At 32.6% G+C, this 16237-nt stretch carries 17 protein-coding genes and 1 tRNA gene; 12 read left to right on the plus strand and 6 right to left on the minus strand.

The genetic code is table 11. The features are described 5' to 3' along the window. Window positions 1-17: 17 nt before the first annotated feature. The 3 genes from proS to rpsT all read left to right on the plus strand — a co-directional run bounded on the left by proS (window position 18) and on the right by rpsT (window position 1998). Window positions 18-1496 carry a proline--tRNA ligase gene (proS, locus tag ACFS5M_RS05965; RefSeq protein WP_183486770.1) on the plus strand — a complete coding sequence of 493 codons (1479 nt, stop codon included), beginning with the start codon at window positions 18-20 and terminating at the stop codon, window positions 1494-1496. Between the two features lie 152 nt (window positions 1497-1648). Then, window positions 1649-1720, plus strand: a tRNA-Glu gene (locus tag ACFS5M_RS05970). Between the two features lie 26 nt (window positions 1721-1746). Further along, complete coding sequence (gene rpsT, locus ACFS5M_RS05975) at window positions 1747-1998, plus strand: 30S ribosomal protein S20 (RefSeq protein ID WP_183486772.1); 252 nt, start codon at window positions 1747-1749, stop codon at window positions 1996-1998. A gap of 259 nt (window positions 1999-2257) precedes the next feature. Here the strand turns inward: rpsT and rho are convergent, their stop codons facing one another. Then, on the minus strand, window positions 2258-3865 hold the full coding sequence (gene rho, locus ACFS5M_RS05980) for a transcription termination factor Rho (RefSeq protein WP_183486774.1): 1608 nt from the start codon (window positions 3863-3865) through the stop codon (window positions 2258-2260). A 195-nt stretch (window positions 3866-4060) separates the two neighbouring features. Between rho and ACFS5M_RS05985 the strand changes: the two genes are divergently transcribed. After that, entirely contained in the window at window positions 4061-4471 is a 411-nt protein-coding gene (locus tag ACFS5M_RS05985; protein WP_183486776.1) for a DUF4293 domain-containing protein, read from the plus strand. Between the two features lie 56 nt (window positions 4472-4527). On the opposite strand, the gene ACFS5M_RS05990 is transcribed toward ACFS5M_RS05985, so the two are convergent. Next, a complete protein-coding gene (locus ACFS5M_RS05990) occupies window positions 4528-5019 on the minus strand; it encodes a metallophosphoesterase family protein (RefSeq protein WP_183486778.1) in 492 nt (163 codons plus the stop codon). Between the two features lie 105 nt (window positions 5020-5124). Here ACFS5M_RS05990 and truA point away from each other — a divergent pair, with 105 nt between their 5' ends. Continuing rightward, window positions 5125-5874: a tRNA pseudouridine(38-40) synthase TruA gene (truA, locus tag ACFS5M_RS05995; protein WP_183486780.1), complete on the plus strand. Its 750-nt coding sequence runs from the start codon at window positions 5125-5127 to the stop codon at window positions 5872-5874. Then, on the plus strand, window positions 5867-7633 hold the full coding sequence (locus tag ACFS5M_RS06000; protein ID WP_183486782.1) for an ABC transporter ATP-binding protein: 1767 nt from the start codon (window positions 5867-5869) through the stop codon (window positions 7631-7633). The genes truA and ACFS5M_RS06000 overlap by 8 nt, the downstream gene beginning before the upstream one ends. Here ACFS5M_RS06000 and ACFS5M_RS06005 read toward each other — a convergent pair. From ACFS5M_RS06005 to folP, 4 genes are read right to left on the minus strand one after another with little or no spacing between them, the layout of a single operon-like run. Beyond that, on the minus strand, window positions 7630-8442 hold the full coding sequence (locus tag ACFS5M_RS06005) for a DUF3667 domain-containing protein (RefSeq protein ID WP_183486783.1): 813 nt from the start codon (window positions 8440-8442) through the stop codon (window positions 7630-7632). The two genes, ACFS5M_RS06000 and ACFS5M_RS06005, sit on opposite strands and share 4 nt — an antisense overlap. Next, window positions 8442-9227, minus strand: a complete 786-nt coding sequence (locus ACFS5M_RS06010) for a diadenylate cyclase (RefSeq protein ID WP_183486785.1) — start codon at window positions 9225-9227, stop codon at window positions 8442-8444. Before ACFS5M_RS06010 ends, ACFS5M_RS06005 begins: the two co-directional genes overlap by 1 nt. A 35-nt stretch (window positions 9228-9262) precedes the next feature. Continuing rightward, window positions 9263-9910, minus strand: coding sequence for a hypothetical protein (locus tag ACFS5M_RS06015; RefSeq protein WP_183486787.1), 648 nt, complete (start codon window positions 9908-9910; stop codon window positions 9263-9265). Next, window positions 9910-10734, minus strand: a complete 825-nt coding sequence (folP, locus tag ACFS5M_RS06020) for a dihydropteroate synthase (protein WP_183486789.1) — start codon at window positions 10732-10734, stop codon at window positions 9910-9912. The genes ACFS5M_RS06015 and folP overlap by 1 nt, the downstream gene beginning before the upstream one ends. Before the next feature lie 106 nt (window positions 10735-10840). Between folP and ACFS5M_RS06025 the strand changes: the two genes are divergently transcribed. Genes ACFS5M_RS06025 through ACFS5M_RS06050 form a run of 6 tightly spaced genes read left to right on the plus strand, consistent with a single transcriptional unit; the run spans window position 10841 to window position 16222 of the window. Then, window positions 10841-11377: a DUF1599 domain-containing protein gene (locus tag ACFS5M_RS06025; RefSeq protein ID WP_183486791.1), complete on the plus strand. Its 537-nt coding sequence runs from the start codon at window positions 10841-10843 to the stop codon at window positions 11375-11377. 1 nt (window position 11378) lies between these two features. Then, window positions 11379-12689, plus strand: coding sequence for a BT_3928 family protein (locus ACFS5M_RS06030; RefSeq protein WP_183486793.1), 1311 nt, complete (start codon window positions 11379-11381; stop codon window positions 12687-12689). Between the two features lies 1 nt (window position 12690). Next, window positions 12691-13767, plus strand: coding sequence for an ABC transporter permease (locus ACFS5M_RS06035; RefSeq protein ID WP_183487298.1), 1077 nt, complete (start codon window positions 12691-12693; stop codon window positions 13765-13767). Window positions 13768-13787: 20 nt separating this feature from the next. Next, on the plus strand, window positions 13788-14279 hold the full coding sequence (locus tag ACFS5M_RS06040) for a TlpA family protein disulfide reductase (protein ID WP_183486795.1): 492 nt from the start codon (window positions 13788-13790) through the stop codon (window positions 14277-14279). Window positions 14280-14308: 29 nt separating this feature from the next. Beyond that, a complete protein-coding gene (gene tpiA / locus ACFS5M_RS06045) occupies window positions 14309-15058 on the plus strand; it encodes a triose-phosphate isomerase (RefSeq protein ID WP_183486797.1) in 750 nt (249 codons plus the stop codon). A 36-nt stretch (window positions 15059-15094) separates the two neighbouring features. Continuing rightward, the gene (locus ACFS5M_RS06050; protein ID WP_183486799.1) at window positions 15095-16222 is read left to right on the plus strand and encodes a helix-turn-helix domain-containing protein; all 1128 of its coding nucleotides are present in this window, start codon (window positions 15095-15097) and stop codon (window positions 16220-16222) included. Window positions 16223-16237: the final 15 nt, after the last annotated feature.

The following is a 16237-nucleotide window of genomic DNA, read 5'->3' on the forward strand; positions in this document are numbered from 1 at the left end:
GTGCCAAAACACTGTGTATGAGCAAAAAACTTACAAGTAGAGAAGAAGATTACTCTAAATGGTATAACGAACTAGTTGTAAAAGCAGATTTAGCCGAGAACTCAGCGGTTAGAGGTTGTATGGTTATCAAGCCTTATGGATATGCAATTTGGGAAAAAATGCAAGCCGAATTAGATAAAATGTTTAAAGAGACAGGTCATCAAAACGCGTATTTTCCTCTTTTTGTACCGAAGAGCTTGTTTGAAGCTGAAGAAAAAAATGCAGAAGGCTTTGCTAAAGAATGTGCTGTAGTTACTCATTACAGATTACAAAACGATCCTGACAATGAAGGCAAACTTCGTGTAGATCCTGAAGCTAAATTAGAAGAAGAGCTAGTTGTTAGACCAACAAGTGAAGCGATTATTTGGAATACATATAAAGGTTGGATTCAATCTTATAGAGATTTACCATTATTGATTAATCAATGGGCCAATGTTGTTCGTTGGGAAATGCGAACACGTTTATTTTTGAGAACTGCAGAATTTTTATGGCAAGAAGGTCATACTGCTCATGCCACTAAAGATGAAGCTTTAAAAGAAGCGGAATTAATGAATAACGTATATGCTACGTTTGCTGAAAATTTCATGGCTATTCCTGTGGTAAAAGGTGTTAAAACAGAAAGTGAACGCTTTGCTGGAGCTGATGAAACCTATTGTATTGAAGCTTTGATGCAAGATGGAAAAGCATTACAAGCTGGAACGTCTCATTTTCTTGGTCAGAACTTTGCTAAAGCGTTTGATGTAAAATTCACCTCAAAAGAAGGAAAACAAGATTATGTTTGGGCAACATCTTGGGGTGTTTCTACACGTTTAATGGGTGCTTTAATCATGACTCATAGTGATGATCAGGGATTAGTTCTACCTCCAAGTTTAGCGCCAAATCAAGTTGTTATCGTGCCAATTTATAAAACTGATGAGCAATTCGAGGCGATAAATAAGGTTGTTAATTTAATAAAAACAGACTTACAAGCTAAAGGGATTTCTGTAAAATATGATGATAGAGATACATTCAGGCCTGGAGCAAAATTCGCGCAACATGAATTGCAAGGTGTACCATTGCGTATCGCTATAGGTCCTAAAGATTTAGAAAATGGAACTGTAGAAATAGCTAGAAGAGATACTAAAACGAAAGCGATAGTTGCTATAGATAATTTAACATCTACTGTAGAAAATCTTTTAGAAGAAATACAAAAAAGCCTCTATCAGAAAGCATTAGATTATAGGGATTCTCATATCACTAGGGTTGATGATTTTGAAGAATTTAAAAATGTTTTAGAAAATAAAGGTGGTTTTATTTCTGCTCATTGGGATGGTACAATTGAAACAGAAGATAAAATTAAAGAATTGACTAAAGCTACGATTCGTTGCATACCTATGGATACAAAAGACGAAGAAGGGAAATGTGTGCTTACAGGAAACCTTTCAAAACGTAGAGTATTGTTTGCAAAAGCGTATTAATTAAAATTATTTTTAAAAAATATACTTAAGGTATTGCAACATTTAAAAATAGTTGTATTTTTGCATCCGCAATGGAAACATTGAATGTTATTTGAAAAGTATTGTAAGTTATAATGATAACCTATATATTTGCAATCTCAAAAAACTAAAATGGCCCGTTCGTCTATCGGCTAGGACGCCAGGTTTTCATCCTGGTAAGAGGGGTTCGATTCCCCTACGGGCTACAATTTTTTAATAAAAAAAAGAACAAATGGCAAATCATAAGTCAGCGTTAAAAAGAATTAGAAGTAACGAATCTAAAAGATTAAGAAACAGATATCAGCATAAAACGACTCGTAATGCGATTAAGAAATTACGTGAGTTAACTGATAAGAAAGAAGCAGAGGCTTTATTTCCTTCTGTAGTTTCTATGTTAGATCGTTTAGCTAAAAAAAATGTAATACATGCTAACAAAGCTGCTAACCTTAAATCTGGTTTAGCTAAGCATGTTGCTGCACTATAAGCTATAATTCTTTATCTTTATACAACTAAGCTTCTCCATTGGAGGGGCTTTTTTTGTTTTCTTTATGTCGCGTTAGCGATTGCAGTGGCATCCTTTTTAATTGGGTTAAAAGCCGCTTTGATTATATTGTAAGTGTGTGCAATTAAAAAGATATAACGGAAAGCGCGACCACTTGTGGTAACGCCCAAATAAGTATTAAGATAGTGTATAAAAAAAGCCTTGAGAAATCAAGGCTTTAATTTTATGAGTTGAAAAGTTTCTAACCATTCATTGAGATTAAAAATTCTTCGTTGTTTTTAGTTTGTTTAAAACGTTCGTTAATAAACTCCATCGCTTCAACTGGGTTCATGTCTGCAAGATACTTACGCATTACCCACATACGTTGGATCGTGTTTTCATCTAATAGGATGTCATCTCTACGAGTACTAGAAGAAGTAAGATCGATTGCAGGGAAAATTCTACGGTTAGATATTTTTCTATCTAATTGTAGTTCCATGTTACCTGTTCCTTTAAATTCTTCAAAAATAACTTCGTCCATTTTAGAGCCTGTTTCTGTTAAAGCGGTTGCAATAATAGAAAGTGAACCTCCATTTTCGATATTACGTGCTGCACCAAAGAAACGTTTTGGTTTGTGCAAAGCATTGGCATCTACACCACCACTTAATATTTTACCAGATGCAGGTTGTACAGTATTATATGCTCTTGCTAAACGTGTAATAGAATCTAAAAGAATAACGACATCATGTCCACATTCTACTAAACGCTTTGCTTTTTCTAAAACAATATTTGCAATTTTAACATGCTCATGCGCTTCTTTGTCAAAGGTCGATGCAATAACTTCACCACGTACATTACGTTGCATATCTGTGACCTCTTCAGGTCTTTCATCAATTAGTAAAATCATTTGATATACTTCAGGATGGTTTGCTGCAATTGCGTTAGCAACGTCCTTTAGTAACATGGTTTTACCAGTTTTCGGTTGTGATACAATCATACCACGTTGTCCTTTTCCAATAGGAGAGAACAAATCCATGATACGTGTAGAAATCGTACTTTGTTTTTCAGCAAGATTAAATTTTTCTTGTGGAAAAAGAGGTGTTAAGTGTTCAAAAGAAACTCTATCTCGAACCACATTTGGATCTTGACCATTTATTTTACTGACTTTAATTAATGGGAAATATTTTTCACCTTCTTTTGGAGGTCTAACATGCCCAAGAACAGTATCTCCTGTTTTTAGACCAAATAATCGTATTTGCGATTGTGATACATAAATATCATCTGGCGAGGACAAATAATTGTAATCTGATGATCGTAAGAAACCATAGCCATCTTGCATGATGTCTAGAACACCTTCACTTTCTATAATGGCATCAAATTCAAAGTCTGGCTCTCTATAACGATTTCTCGTATCCTTATTTCCATTGTTGCCAGAGTTTCTTTGATTTTTGTGCTGAGGTTTAGATCTGTTTTGATTATTGTCTCGAGCTTTGTCGTTCTTTTCTTTAGGCGCAGGTTTTTCTGCTTGAGCTTTTTGAGTCTCTTTTTTAGCTTGAGGTTTTGGTTGGTGTTTTGGCTTGTTTTCTACTTTAGAATCTGTAGTTGCAGGCTCTTCACTTTTTTGAGTGTCTTTAGGTGTAGGTTTTGGTGTTCTAGGTTTTTGAACACGTTGTCTAGGTTGTTTGTTTTCTGTTTTTTCAGTTGGTACAGGAACTGCAGCAACCGCTTTTGGGTTAGCTGCTTGATGATCTAGTATTTGATATACTAAGTCTAATTTTTTTAAAGTACGATACTTAGAAACTTTTAACGTTTTACCTATTTCCTGTAACTCAGGAAGTTTCATTTCTTTTAATTGTGAGATTTCAAACATTATGTTGAATTAAATATTTGGGTTAAATATAGAATTTGAATTATTCCGAAAAAAAATTGATTTATTCTGAAGAATTAACAACTTATAACTGTGAGTGTTATCTTTTGTTACTGCAATTATACAACTTTATTTTAATTTTTTCCGTTAATTTTATAAAAGAACTATTATTTTTGCACTCTATATATAAGGAAATTTATGATTCAACGTATACAAACGATTTATCTATTATTATCGGCTGCTGTTTCTGGAGGCTTAATTTTTGTATTCCATTTATGGTCTACTTTAAATGATGTCTTAGTTTTTGCAAAAGATAATATGCTGTACTTTGGCTTGTTTTTAGGTTCTGCTGCGTTGTCTTTATTATCTATATTTTTGTTTAAAAACAGGAAGTCTCAATTTATGTTGGGACGACTTAACATCATATTAAACTTTATTTTACTAGGATTATTTGTGTATCAATCACTAAATGTATCTGGAGAAACTAACGTTTCTGAGAAAGGTATTGGGATTTTTCTTCCTATTATTTCTATCGTGTTGTTAGCTTTAGCTAATAAGGCCATTAAGAAGGATGAAGATCTTGTAAAATCTGTTGATAGATTACGATAAACCTATCATCTTAGTAGTATTAGTGCGTGAGCCCAAGGTGAAGATCTTGGGCTTTTTTATTTTTTAAATTCTATAACTTCTAGATTTTTAATTGTAGAACCATCAATAATAAAACGAAGCATTGTTCTTACTTTTTGAAACCCATGTTTACCAACGGCTCCAGGATTCATGTGTAATAAGTTTAGTTTTTTGTCCTGCATAACTTTTAAAATATGGGAATGTCCTGAAATAAATAGTTTTGGTGGATTCTTTTTGATTTCCTCTCTTACTCTTTGGTTATATTTCTCTGGATAACCACCAATATGTGTTATCCATACATCAACATCTTCACAAAAAAATCGGTTATTTTCTGGAAATTCCATTCTTGCTTTATCATTATCGATATTCCCAAATACTGCGCGAAGTGGTTTTAGGGTTTTGATGGCATCTGTAACACTTAAATCACCAATGTCTCCAGCATGCCATACTTCATCTGCTTGTTTAACATGTTTTATAATGGAGTCGTCAATATAGCTGTGGGTGTCAGAAAGGAGTAATATTTTTTTCATTTTTATTTTCCGCGAAAGCGAAAACACTATATTAATTAACTTTTATTTGAAATTTATAGACCGATAAAATCTTATCTTTGCCTTTTACAAAAATACAATTTTAGCTTGAGATATTTTTTAGAACTTTCATATAATGGAACAGCTTATCATGGTTGGCAAAATCAGCCTAATGCTATTTCGGTACAAGAAGTTATAGAAAAGAATTTATCAATTTTATTGAAAGAAAATATTGCTATTGTAGGTGCAGGGCGTACAGATGCTGGCGTACATGCTTCACAAATGTTTGCGCATTTTGAAACTCAAGTTGTTTTTTTTGAAACCGATTTAGTGTATAGATTAAATTCAATTTTACCTAAAGATATTGCAATACATGATATATATAAGGTTAAATTAGATGCACATGCTAGATTTCATGCTGTTAGCAGAACGTATTTATATAGAATTGCACTTCAAAAGAATGTCTTTACTTTTAATGACGCTTTTTATGTAAAGCAAGACCTAGAGCTGTCAAAAATGAATGATGCTGCACAAATTTTATTACAGTATAAAGACTTTCAAAGTTTTTCTAAAAGCAATACAGATGTAAAAACATATCATTGTAAAATTATGCATGCTGAATGGGAAATTGTAAATCAAGAATTGCAATTTACAATTAAAGCCGACCGCTTCCTGCGAAATATGGTTAGAGCTATTGTGGGAACACTAGTAAACATAGGTTTAGGTAAGATTGAGGTAGAAAACATACATGACATTATAAAATCTAAAGATAGAAGTGAAGCTGGGTTTTCTGTTCCTGCACATGCTTTATATTTAAAACAAATAGAATACCCTGAGGCTATAAAATATAATGAGTAAAACACGAGATAAAATAATAGATGTAGGCTTATTTAAGCGGCTTTCAAGATTTATTAAACCTTATAAATGGGTTTTTGTGGCTGTGTTTTTAGCCGTTATTTTTTTGGCCATATCGACCGCTGCAAGACCATATATTCTGCAACAAGCAATAGATCATAATATTGCAACACGTACCCTTGAAGGTTTTCTGCCTTACATTATTGTTATGGGTGTTTTGCTTTTATTTGAAGTGGTTTGTCAGCTCGTTTTTATTTTCTATGCAGGCTGGTTAGGCCAAAATGTGGTTAAAGATATACGTGTAAAGCTCTTTAATCATATGCTAAAGTTTAAGATGAAGTATTATGATAATTCTTCTGTTGGAGTACTTATTACACGTGCAGTAACCGATATGGAGCGTATAGCAGATATTTTCGGGCAAGGTTTGTTTATGATCTTTAGAGACCTACTTACAATGTTTGTAGTCTCTGCAGTGATGGCATTTATGAATTGGAAATTAAGTCTTATTGTTTTTGCGATGTTACCATTAGTGTTGTATGCTACTCGAATTTTTCAAAAGTATATGAAACGTGCTTTTGAAGAAGTTAGAACAGAAGTTTCTAATTTGAATTCATTTGTCCAAGAGCGTGTGACAGGTATGAAGATCCTTCAACTGTTTACTCGTGAAGATACCGAATACAAAAAATTTAAAGCCATTAACGAAAGACACAAAAAAGGATGGCTCAAAACGGTTTGGTATAACTCGATTTTCTTTCCTATTGCCGAATTGTCTTCGTCTATTACTATTGGACTTATCGCTTGGTATGGCGGATTAAACACTGTTGTAGATGAATCTGCTTCTTTAGGTGATTTAACTGCTTTTATTATGATGATTCCGATGTTATTTCGACCATTACGTCAGATAGCTGATAAGTTTAATACCTTACAAATGGGAATGGTTGCTGCAAACAGAGTCTTTAAAGTTTTAGATACAACTTCTCAAATTAATGATACAGGAACACAAGAGGTTTCTCAATTTAAAGGAAATATAGCGTTTAACGATGTGCATTTTGGTTATGTTGAAGATGAAGAAGTGCTTAAAGGCATTTCATTTAAAGTCAATGCAGGAGAGACTGTTGCTATTGTTGGATCAACTGGAGCTGGGAAGTCCACAATTATCAACTTATTAAATCGTTTTTATGAAATTAATAAAGGTGTTATTACTATTGATTATTCTGATATAAAAGAACTAACATTAACGTCTTTACGCTCACAGATTGCTGTCGTATTACAAGATGTGTTTTTGTTTGCAGATACTATTTTGAATAATATTACTTTAAACCATTCAGAAATTACAGAAGCTCAAGTACAACAGGCTGCTAAAGATATAGGAATTCATGAGTTTATTATGAGTTTGCCAAATGGCTATCATTATAATGTAAAAGAACGTGGTGTGATGCTCTCATCTGGTCAACGACAATTGATTTCCTTTTTAAGAGCTTATGTTACAAACCCTAGTATTTTAGTTTTAGATGAAGCGACGTCTTCAGTCGATTCATATTCAGAACAACTCATCCAAAATGCAACCGATAAGATTACTAGAAATAGAACCTCAATTGTTATTGCTCATAGATTAGCAACCATAAAAAAAGCAGATAAAATTATTGTGATGGATGCTGGACAAATTGTTGAAGAAGGGACACATCAAGAGCTGCTTAAAAAACAAGATGGTTACTACCGAAACTTATACGAAGTGCAATTTATGAAAGAAGAAGTCGCTTAAGTTCCTGAAGCTTCTCGTGCTGCTTTTTGCGCTTCCATGACTTCTTGCATATCGCCAGTTAAAAACATTAAGACTGCTGATAAAATAGAGAATAATATAAAAAAGACACATAAAACAAGTAGGAAAAATAATGTTCGGAATATGATTTTCTTTACACTAATTTTAAATAAACGTTTTAAACAATAAGCAGAATAAATGATTTGCAGTGGAATAGAAATCATTGCTCCAACACCTGCAATGGTTTCTCCGAAATTGGCAGAAATAATCATAATAACTGCACCAACGATTGTCATTTGAGATAATATATACATGAATATAACAAGCAATTCAGTATAATTAAATTTCTTATTATCAAAAAACACAATCCTAGCCATTAACGCGTATATAGGTACAAAAAGCATCATAATTATAGACTGGTACTCTTGTACAAATTGCATGTTTTTTTGCTGTAAGGCAGCGGTCGCTTCATTAGTTCCTGTACCTGAGAATGCAATATCTAATGCCTCAGGAAAAAATTTATTGAGAATGTACATTTGTAACCCTGAGACGGTAATAGCTATAGCAAAATAACTAATAACATTTACGTATTTCTTTCTCGTGCCATTAATATATGAGCCAATTACAGCTTCAGGTTTGGTAAATAATTGAATAAACGTTTGAAAAAATTTATTGTCGTAATTTAAAAACTGTTCACTAAAATGCGCAAAAAGGTTGCTAACAGTCAATCGGTTTCTAATCACTTTTGCACCACATGCATTACAAAAATCATCTGTATCTTTTAAGATTGTATTACAATTTTTGCAATCCATTAGGTAAGGTCTTGTTTGATGATTTCAGAAAGTTCTTCAGTGTCTTTAAACATGACGAATTCGCCATTCTTAAAATATGAAATCTGTCCAGTTTCTTCGCTTACTGCTAATGCTAAAGCATCAGTTTTTTCGGTAATGCCAACTGCTGCTCGATGGCGTAGGCCAAAACGTTGTGGTAATGTTTTTTCATTATTCACGGGAAGTATAACGCGTGTTGCTTTAACCACATTGTTTTCAATAATGATAGCGCCATCGTGTAACGGGCTGTTCTTAAAAAAGATACTTTCTATAATAGGTTGTGTGACTTCAATATTCATTTCGTCTCCAGTCGCTTTTAAAAAATCTAAACTATTATTATGTTCTAAAACAATTAGTGCTCCAGTTTTAGTAGTTCCCATTTTAGTGCAAGCTGCAATTATAGCGTCAATGTTGGTGTCGTCGCTAGTTTCAGTCTTTAAAAATTTAAGCTGTTTAAAAAACTTGCGTTTGCTTCCAAAGTTGGTTGAACCAATCATCAATAAAAACTTCCTTATTTCTTGTTGAAAAACAACAATTAAAGCAAACATTCCTACACTTATAAATCCACCTAATATATTACTTAAAAGTTGCATTTGTAAAGCTTGAGTGACTTTCCAAATGATATAAATGATGACAATGCCAATAAAAATATTAATCGCTACAGTGCCTTTAACCAATTTGTAAACATAGTAGAGTAGTAGCGCCACAAGAATAACATCAATAATATCTACTGCAGTGAATTTTAGTAAGTCGTCAAATATTTCCAAAGGCAAAGGGTTTGTGTAAATTTAACAAAATTAGATTAATAAATAAATTCGTTATTATTTATAGTAATGCTTGGGTTTTTGATTGCGCTTAGTTTAGATTTAATAGTGATATATTCTTGAAAAGACATGGTCTTGTCAAAATTCAAAAGGAGTTGAGTTTCTTTAGAGAGAACCTCAATAGCATCAAGAGCAGATTTGTCTATGTCAAGTATTACTTCATCTAAATTATTTAAGCCTTGAGAAAAATTAAGTATGACATGGTCTGAAGCTTTATCCTTCAAGTAATTTTCTGCGGTTTGATCTAATTGAAAAACAACATCAGTAAACTCTATAAATCCTAAGTTTTTAATACGAGTATTATTGCAGGTGTAATAGTTTTTAGCCGCTTCATTTTTATGCATTTTTGCATTTCTTTTTTTCTCTTGAAGAAATATAATCGATGGAATAGCTTGCTCTAATGTTAATCGTTTATCAACATTAATTAACCAATTTGTAGTGCTAATTAAGTTTTTACGATTCAACTCTAAACTATCAGGTTTGGTTTCATCATAAAATAAATATGCAGGTGAAACATCTAAGACTTCATTTGTGTCTGAATGTATTATTTCTGGGAGTTGAACGACTTTTTTGTCTTGGCAAGAAGACAAAAAACAAAGGGTTATAATTGTAAACAAATATTTCATTATGCGTTAAGTTGTGAGATTAGTTTTATAGCTTCATTGGCTTCTTTCACATCATGTACACGTAAAATATTCGCTCCTTTTTGTAATGCAATCGTATTTAAAACAGTGGTGCCATTTAAAGCCTCTTGAGCAGAGAGCTCTAAAGTTTTATAGATCATAGATTTTCTAGAAAGTCCAACTAAAAGCGGTAACTCTAAGTGTTTAAAATGCTCTAATTGTTTGAGTAGTTCGAAGTTTTGAGCCACATCTTTTGCGAAACCAAAACCAGGATCTACAATAATATCTTTAAGACCTAAATGTTTCGCTTCAGCAATACGTTCAGAAAAATAAAAAAAGACTTCTTTTAACAAGTCGTTGTAATGCGCATGATTTTTCATGTTTTGTGGTGTGCCTTTCATATGCATCATAATATATGGCACTTGTAAGTCTGCTACAGTTTGCATCATATTGCTGTCGAGTTGTCCAGATGAAATATCATTAATCAAAGCAGCTCCATGGTTCACAGATTTTTTAGCAACATTACTTCTAAAGGTGTCTGTTGAAATGATAATTTCAGGAAATGTTTTTACTATTAAATCAACAATAGGAAGTAATCGTTTTAACTCTTCAGTTTCACTAATATGCTCAGCATTAGGCCGAGAACTATAAGCGCCAACATCTACAAATGTAGCTTCGTTTTTTAGCATCATATAAACTTGAGATAAGATCTCACTATCATTTTTATACTTGCCTCCATCGTAAAAAGAATCAGGAGTCAGATTTAAAATACCCATAACTTTTGGAGTCGATAAATCGATGAGTTGGCCTTTGCAGTTTATTGTCATTTGTACCTTGTAAATGGTTGTTGATTTAAGTATTGAAAACTTTAAACCCTAAACTTTGAACTTTAAAATTATTTATGCGAAATTTACGCAAAATTCATTTTAATTTATGCAAGATACTTCAAAACAATATGATGCTGCAATAAATACTTGTAGAAGCTTATTTATTAAAAAAATGTCAGATTATGGAAGCGCATGGAGAATACTGCGTTTACCTTCTTTAACCGATCAAATTTTTATAAAAGCACAACGTATTAGAGGGTTGCAACAAAATGCTGTTAGAAAAGTTGATGAAGGAGAAGTAAGTGAATTTATAGGTATTATAAACTATTGCGTCATGGCTTTAATTCAAATTGATAAAGGCGTCGTAGAACAGCCAGATTTGTCTACCGAAGAAGCTACAGTGCTTTATGATGAAAAAGTAGCAATCACGAAACAGCTCATGCAAGATAAAAACCATGATTATGGTGAAGCTTGGCGAGATATGCGTGTGAGTTCTTTAACCGATTTAATTTTGCAAAAATTATTACGCGTTAAGCAAATTGAAGACAATGCAGGAAAAACGATTGTGAGTGAAGGTATTGATGCTAATTATCAAGATATGATTAATTATGCTGTCTTCGCTTTAATACATTTAAAAGAATAATATGAAATACATCACACATCTTTGTAGATTACTCGTTGGAGGATTATTTATTTTTTCAGGACTTATAAAATTAAACGACCCTTTAGGGTTTTCTTATAAATTACAAGAATATTTTAGCGCAGATGTTTTAAATCTCCCTTTTTTAGAACCTTATGCTTTAGCGATTTCTGTCTTTGTTGTAGTTTTAGAAGTTGTCTTAGGTGTGTTTTTACTCATTGGATATAAACAAAAATTTACAGTTTGGAGCTTATTCGCTATGATTGTGTTTTTTACCTTCTTAACGTTTTATGCGTGGTATTTTGATAAGGTTAAAGATTGTGGTTGTTTTGGCGATTTCTTACCTATGAAGCCAATAGAAAGCTTTATAAAAGACCTTATTTTATTAGCCTTAATAGTGGTTTTACTAATTGGTTTAAGGTATATAAAACCGTTATTCAGTAAATTAGGAACCACGCTCTTAGCCCTTTTAGGGTTTGTAGGTAGTTTGTGGTTTGGATATCATGTATTGATGCATTTGCCAACTTGGGATTTTAGAGCTTATAAGGTTGGAGCAAATATACAAGAAGGCATGTTAACACCTGATGATGCTGCGGTTGCCGTAGTCGAATATGCTTGGAAATTTAAAGTGAATGGTGAAGAAAAAATTATTACCACAAACGGAAGCTATCCAACGGTTGATGGTGAATATATTGGTGTAGAAACGAAAGTCATTGAAGAAGGTTACGATCCACCAATCAAAGATTTTTCTATTGAGAGTAATGATGAAGATTTAACCGAACACTTTTTGAGTGTCGAACACCTTATCATGATTGTTTCATATAACTTAGATACTGCTGAAGCTGATGGTGTTGCTTCATTAAAAGCGACGACAGATGAAGCCATTAAAAATGGATACACCGTTATTGGTTTAACAGCTTCAGGTGCTGATGAAAAACAAAAAATTAAAACAGATTATAACTTGAATTTCGATTGGTATTTGTGTGATGAAAAAGCATTAAAAACTATCATTCGTGCTAATCCTGGAATTGTAAAACTGGAGAAGGGTACAGTAACTCAAAAACTACATTGGAATGATATTAATGATTTAGAGTTGCCAGAAGTAGAACGAACGCCTGAACCTGAACCATTAAAAGAAGTTACGATACTTTATTTTGTTGATGGTGAAGTGTCTTCAAAAGAAATAGTTGATGCTATAGATCCTGAAACTATTGAATCTGTTAATGTTATTAACGATTCAACTCTACTAAAAGACATAAGTGGCTACAATGAAAAAATATTAGAAGCTGTTGAAGTGACTTTAAAAAAGCAATAATCTGATTAAATACTTATTAAATAAAGCCTTTTACACCTTACTCACATTATTTGGAGTAGTCACTGTAATATTCTTTTTGTTTAATGTGCTTCCTGGAGATCCTGCTCAAATGATGTTAGGTCAAAACGATGATAGTGAACAACTGGCATTAGTCAAACAAAAATATGGTTTCGATAAACCCATCAGTACACAATACTTTTACTATTTAAACGATTTATCTCCAATCTCATTTCATTCCAAAAGGGCAACCGATTATACGTTTTTAAGTAAAAATAAATATACAGCAATACAACTGTTCTCTATAGGACAAACAACCACAGTGTTAAAGTTTCCGTATTTAAGAGAGTCCTTTACTAAACAAGGTAAAAAAGTGAGTCAAGTCTTAGCAGAGACACTTCCAAATACTTTTGTGTTAGCAGTTTCAGCAATTGTAATCGCCATGTTGTTGGGTATTTTTTTAGGGATCATTTCTGCATTAAAAAAGGACTCTTTTTTAGATAAGGCTATTCAGATTTTTAGCACTATTGGTATGAGTGTGCCGTCTTTCTTTTCAGCAATTTTATTCGCCTGGCTATTTGGTTATGTGTTGCATAATTATACGAATCTTGAAATGACAGGTAGCTTATACGAACTTGATGATTATGGCGAAAACATGCATGTCAAATGGAAAAACCTTATTCTTCCTGCTATTGTTTTAGGCATTCGACCTTTGGCTGTAATTATTCAACTCATGCGAAATTCATTACTAGAAGTGTTTAATCAAGATTATATTCGTACTGCTCGTGCTAAGGGTTTAAGTGCGTTTCAAATCATTAAAAATCACGCCATTAAAAATGCACTTAATCCTGTGGTAACAGCTGTTTCTGGCTGGTTTGCTTCAATGCTTGCTGGTGCAGTTTTTGTGGAGTATATTTTTGGATGGAACGGCTTAGGGAAAGAAATTGTAAATGCTCTAAATACTTTAGATTTACCAGTAATTATGGGTTCTGTTTTAATTATTGCAACGCTCTTTGTAATGATTAATATTTTTGTCGACATAATCTATACTTGGTTAGATCCAAAAGTGAAATTAGAATAATTCAATCCCAATCATTTCAAATGAAAAAACTAGCATACTTAACCACTATTTGTTTACTTGCTTTTAATTGTATAGCTCAAGAACCATTTACAGAGTTTCCCCAAGAGGCTCTAAATGATACTTTTATAACTTTAGAAGACGAAAATATAGCCTTTAAACAGATATTAGAACAACATAAAGGCAAAACTATTTTAATTGACGTTTGGGCGTCTTGGTGTGGCGATTGTATTAAAGGCTTGCCTAAAGTTAAAGCTCTTCAAGAAGTGCATAAAGATGTTGTTTTCTTGTTTTTATCTGCCGATAGGTCTCTAGAACGTTGGAAAAGAGGATTGAAAAAATATAATATTAAAGGAGAGCATTATTTTATGCCAAAAGGCATGAAAAGTGTGTTTAGTAAAACTATAGGTTTAAATTGGATTCCTCGTTACATGATTATAGACCCAGAAGGCCAAATAAAATTATTTAAAGCCATAAAAGCTGACGATAGTCAGCTAATTAAAGCGCTAAATTAATTACTTTTGCATAACGCTAAACATATATTATGAGAAAAAATATTGTTGCAGGAAACTGGAAAATGAATAACGACCTTCCGCAAACTGAAGTCTTAATTTCTAATTTAAAAAAGCAAACACAAACGTCTAATGCTGAGGTTATGATTGCGCCAACATTTACGAACCTTTGGCATGCTTTTGAAGCGTTAAGACAATCCAATATTGAAGTCATTGCACAGAACATGCACTTTGCAGAACATGGTGCTTATACTGGAGAAGTTAGCGCAAGCATGTTGCAAAGCGTAGGTGTGCAAACCGTTATTTTAGGACATAGCGAACGTCGTGCGTATTTTAATGAAACCGACGAGTTGCTCGCAAAAAAAGTAGATCAAGCTTTAAAAAGTAACCTGCGTGTTATTTTCTGCTTTGGTGAAGAATTAGCAGATCGAAAATCTAATAAGCATGAAGCTGTTGTGGCTTCTCAAATACAAAATGCACTATTTCATTTAGAGGCTTCGGCGTTTAAAAATATCGTTCTTGCTTATGAACCAGTTTGGGCCATTGGTACTGGTGAAACAGCTAGCCCAGAACAAGCACAAGATATGCACGCTTTTATAAGAAGGACTCTAGAAAGTAAGTATGGCCATATTGCTTCCAATAATGTATCAATTCTTTATGGAGGAAGTGTAAAACCAGGAAATGCTAAAGAAATTTTCTCTAAACCAGATGTCGATGGTGGATTAATTGGTGGTGCAGCTTTAAAAGCGGAAGATTTTTATGCAATCGTAAATGCGTTTTAAAATGCTTATCTTTTAGCATTGTAAACACTATGCTTATTGAATTTTAATATTTATAACAGTTTAATTTTAGCTGGAGTTATTCAAGGAATAATTTTCACTCTTGTTGTGCTTTTAACTAAAAGGTATAAAAGCAAAAGTGTTTACTTTTTAGCAGCACTAATCCTAACATATTCATTTAGTAATCTACAATATTATCTTCAAGATATTAGATATGTTGATTACACAGAATTGTTTAGTACTTTTTATGTGCCTTGGTCAGACTTAACACCTGCATTATTGTACTGTTATGTAATCTCATATTTATATCCTTCAAGAAAAATAACGAAGAAAGAGTTGCTTTTTTTTAGTCTTTTTGTATTTACTTTTATAATTAGTACAATCTATAAAATTAGCGTAAGAATAGAACCTAAAAGTGAAACTCTTGAAAATATAACGCTCCATTTAAGGTATTATATTGCTTATTATGCTGATTTGATTGCTGCGACTTTTAGTATCATTACTCTTGTGATAGTATTTACTATCATTAATAAATATATAAAGGAAACCGCCGAATTTAAATACAATTTTGTAAAACTGCAGCTTAATTGGCTAAAAAAAACCCTGTACATCTTAATGGTTTTAATTGCTATATGGGTGTTGCTTGTGGTTATGGATATGATATCTTTAGACGATGTTTCATTCTATCCTATTTGGCTCGGAATTGCGATTCTTATTTATTGGTTGGGACATGTTGGTATTTATAAGTATGGCATTGATGAAGAACGCCAAAAAATTCAACAAAAACGTAAAAGCAAAAAACAGCTTCTTGTTAAAAATAAAACAAAGCATATTATTATTGAAAGATTAAAACTATACTTAGTAGATGAAAAACGCTTCTTAGACTCATCACTTACATTAGAAAAAACAGCACAAGCGTTAGAATTAAGCCAAGGGCATTTATCCAAAATCATCAATACCGAATTACAGATTAGCTTTTCAGATTATATAAATTCTTTACGTGTTGAAGAAGCAAAATCTTATCTCGAAGACTCAGAGTTTTCAAACTATACATTAGTTGCTATTGGACTTGAAGCTGGTTTTAACTCAAAATCTGCATTTAATGCTTCTTTTAAAAAACATACAGGAAAGACACCCTCAGAATACAAGCAACAGCATGTAAAGTAGTCCTACTTTTTCATA

This window comes from Lacinutrix iliipiscaria (assembly GCF_042686125.1).
GTDB classification, from domain to species: Bacteria; Bacteroidota; Bacteroidia; order Flavobacteriales; family Flavobacteriaceae; genus Oceanihabitans; species Oceanihabitans iliipiscarium.

Bases quoted from the DNA above. Each gene is read 5' to 3' on its own strand.
- ACFS5M_RS05990 (WP_183486778.1), bottom strand. From the start codon at position 5,019: ATGAAAAAAATATTACTCCTTTCTGACACCCACAGCTATATTGACGAC.
- ACFS5M_RS06025 (WP_183486791.1), top strand. From the start codon at position 10,841: ATGCAAGATACTTCAAAACAATATGATGCTGCAATAAATACTTGTAGA.
- rho (WP_183486774.1), bottom strand. From the start codon at position 3,865: ATGTTTGAAATCTCACAATTAAAAGAAATGAAACTTCCTGAGTTACAG.
- folP (WP_183486789.1), bottom strand. From the start codon at position 10,734: ATGACAATAAACTGCAAAGGCCAACTCATCGATTTATCGACTCCAAAA.
- ACFS5M_RS06000 (WP_183486782.1), top strand. From the start codon at position 5,867: ATGAGTAAAACACGAGATAAAATAATAGATGTAGGCTTATTTAAGCGG.
- ACFS5M_RS06040 (WP_183486795.1), top strand. From the start codon at position 13,788: ATGAAAAAACTAGCATACTTAACCACTATTTGTTTACTTGCTTTTAAT.
- rpsT (WP_183486772.1), top strand. From the start codon at position 1,747: ATGGCAAATCATAAGTCAGCGTTAAAAAGAATTAGAAGTAACGAATCT.
- ACFS5M_RS06005 (WP_183486783.1), bottom strand. From the start codon at position 8,442: ATGGATTGCAAAAATTGTAATACAATCTTAAAAGATACAGATGATTTT.
- ACFS5M_RS06030 (WP_183486793.1), top strand. From the start codon at position 11,379: ATGAAATACATCACACATCTTTGTAGATTACTCGTTGGAGGATTATTT.
- tpiA (WP_183486797.1), top strand. From the start codon at position 14,309: ATGAGAAAAAATATTGTTGCAGGAAACTGGAAAATGAATAACGACCTT.
- ACFS5M_RS06015 (WP_183486787.1), bottom strand. From the start codon at position 9,910: ATGAAATATTTGTTTACAATTATAACCCTTTGTTTTTTGTCTTCTTGC.
- proS (WP_183486770.1), top strand. From the start codon at position 18: ATGAGCAAAAAACTTACAAGTAGAGAAGAAGATTACTCTAAATGGTAT.
- ACFS5M_RS05985 (WP_183486776.1), top strand. From the start codon at position 4,061: ATGATTCAACGTATACAAACGATTTATCTATTATTATCGGCTGCTGTT.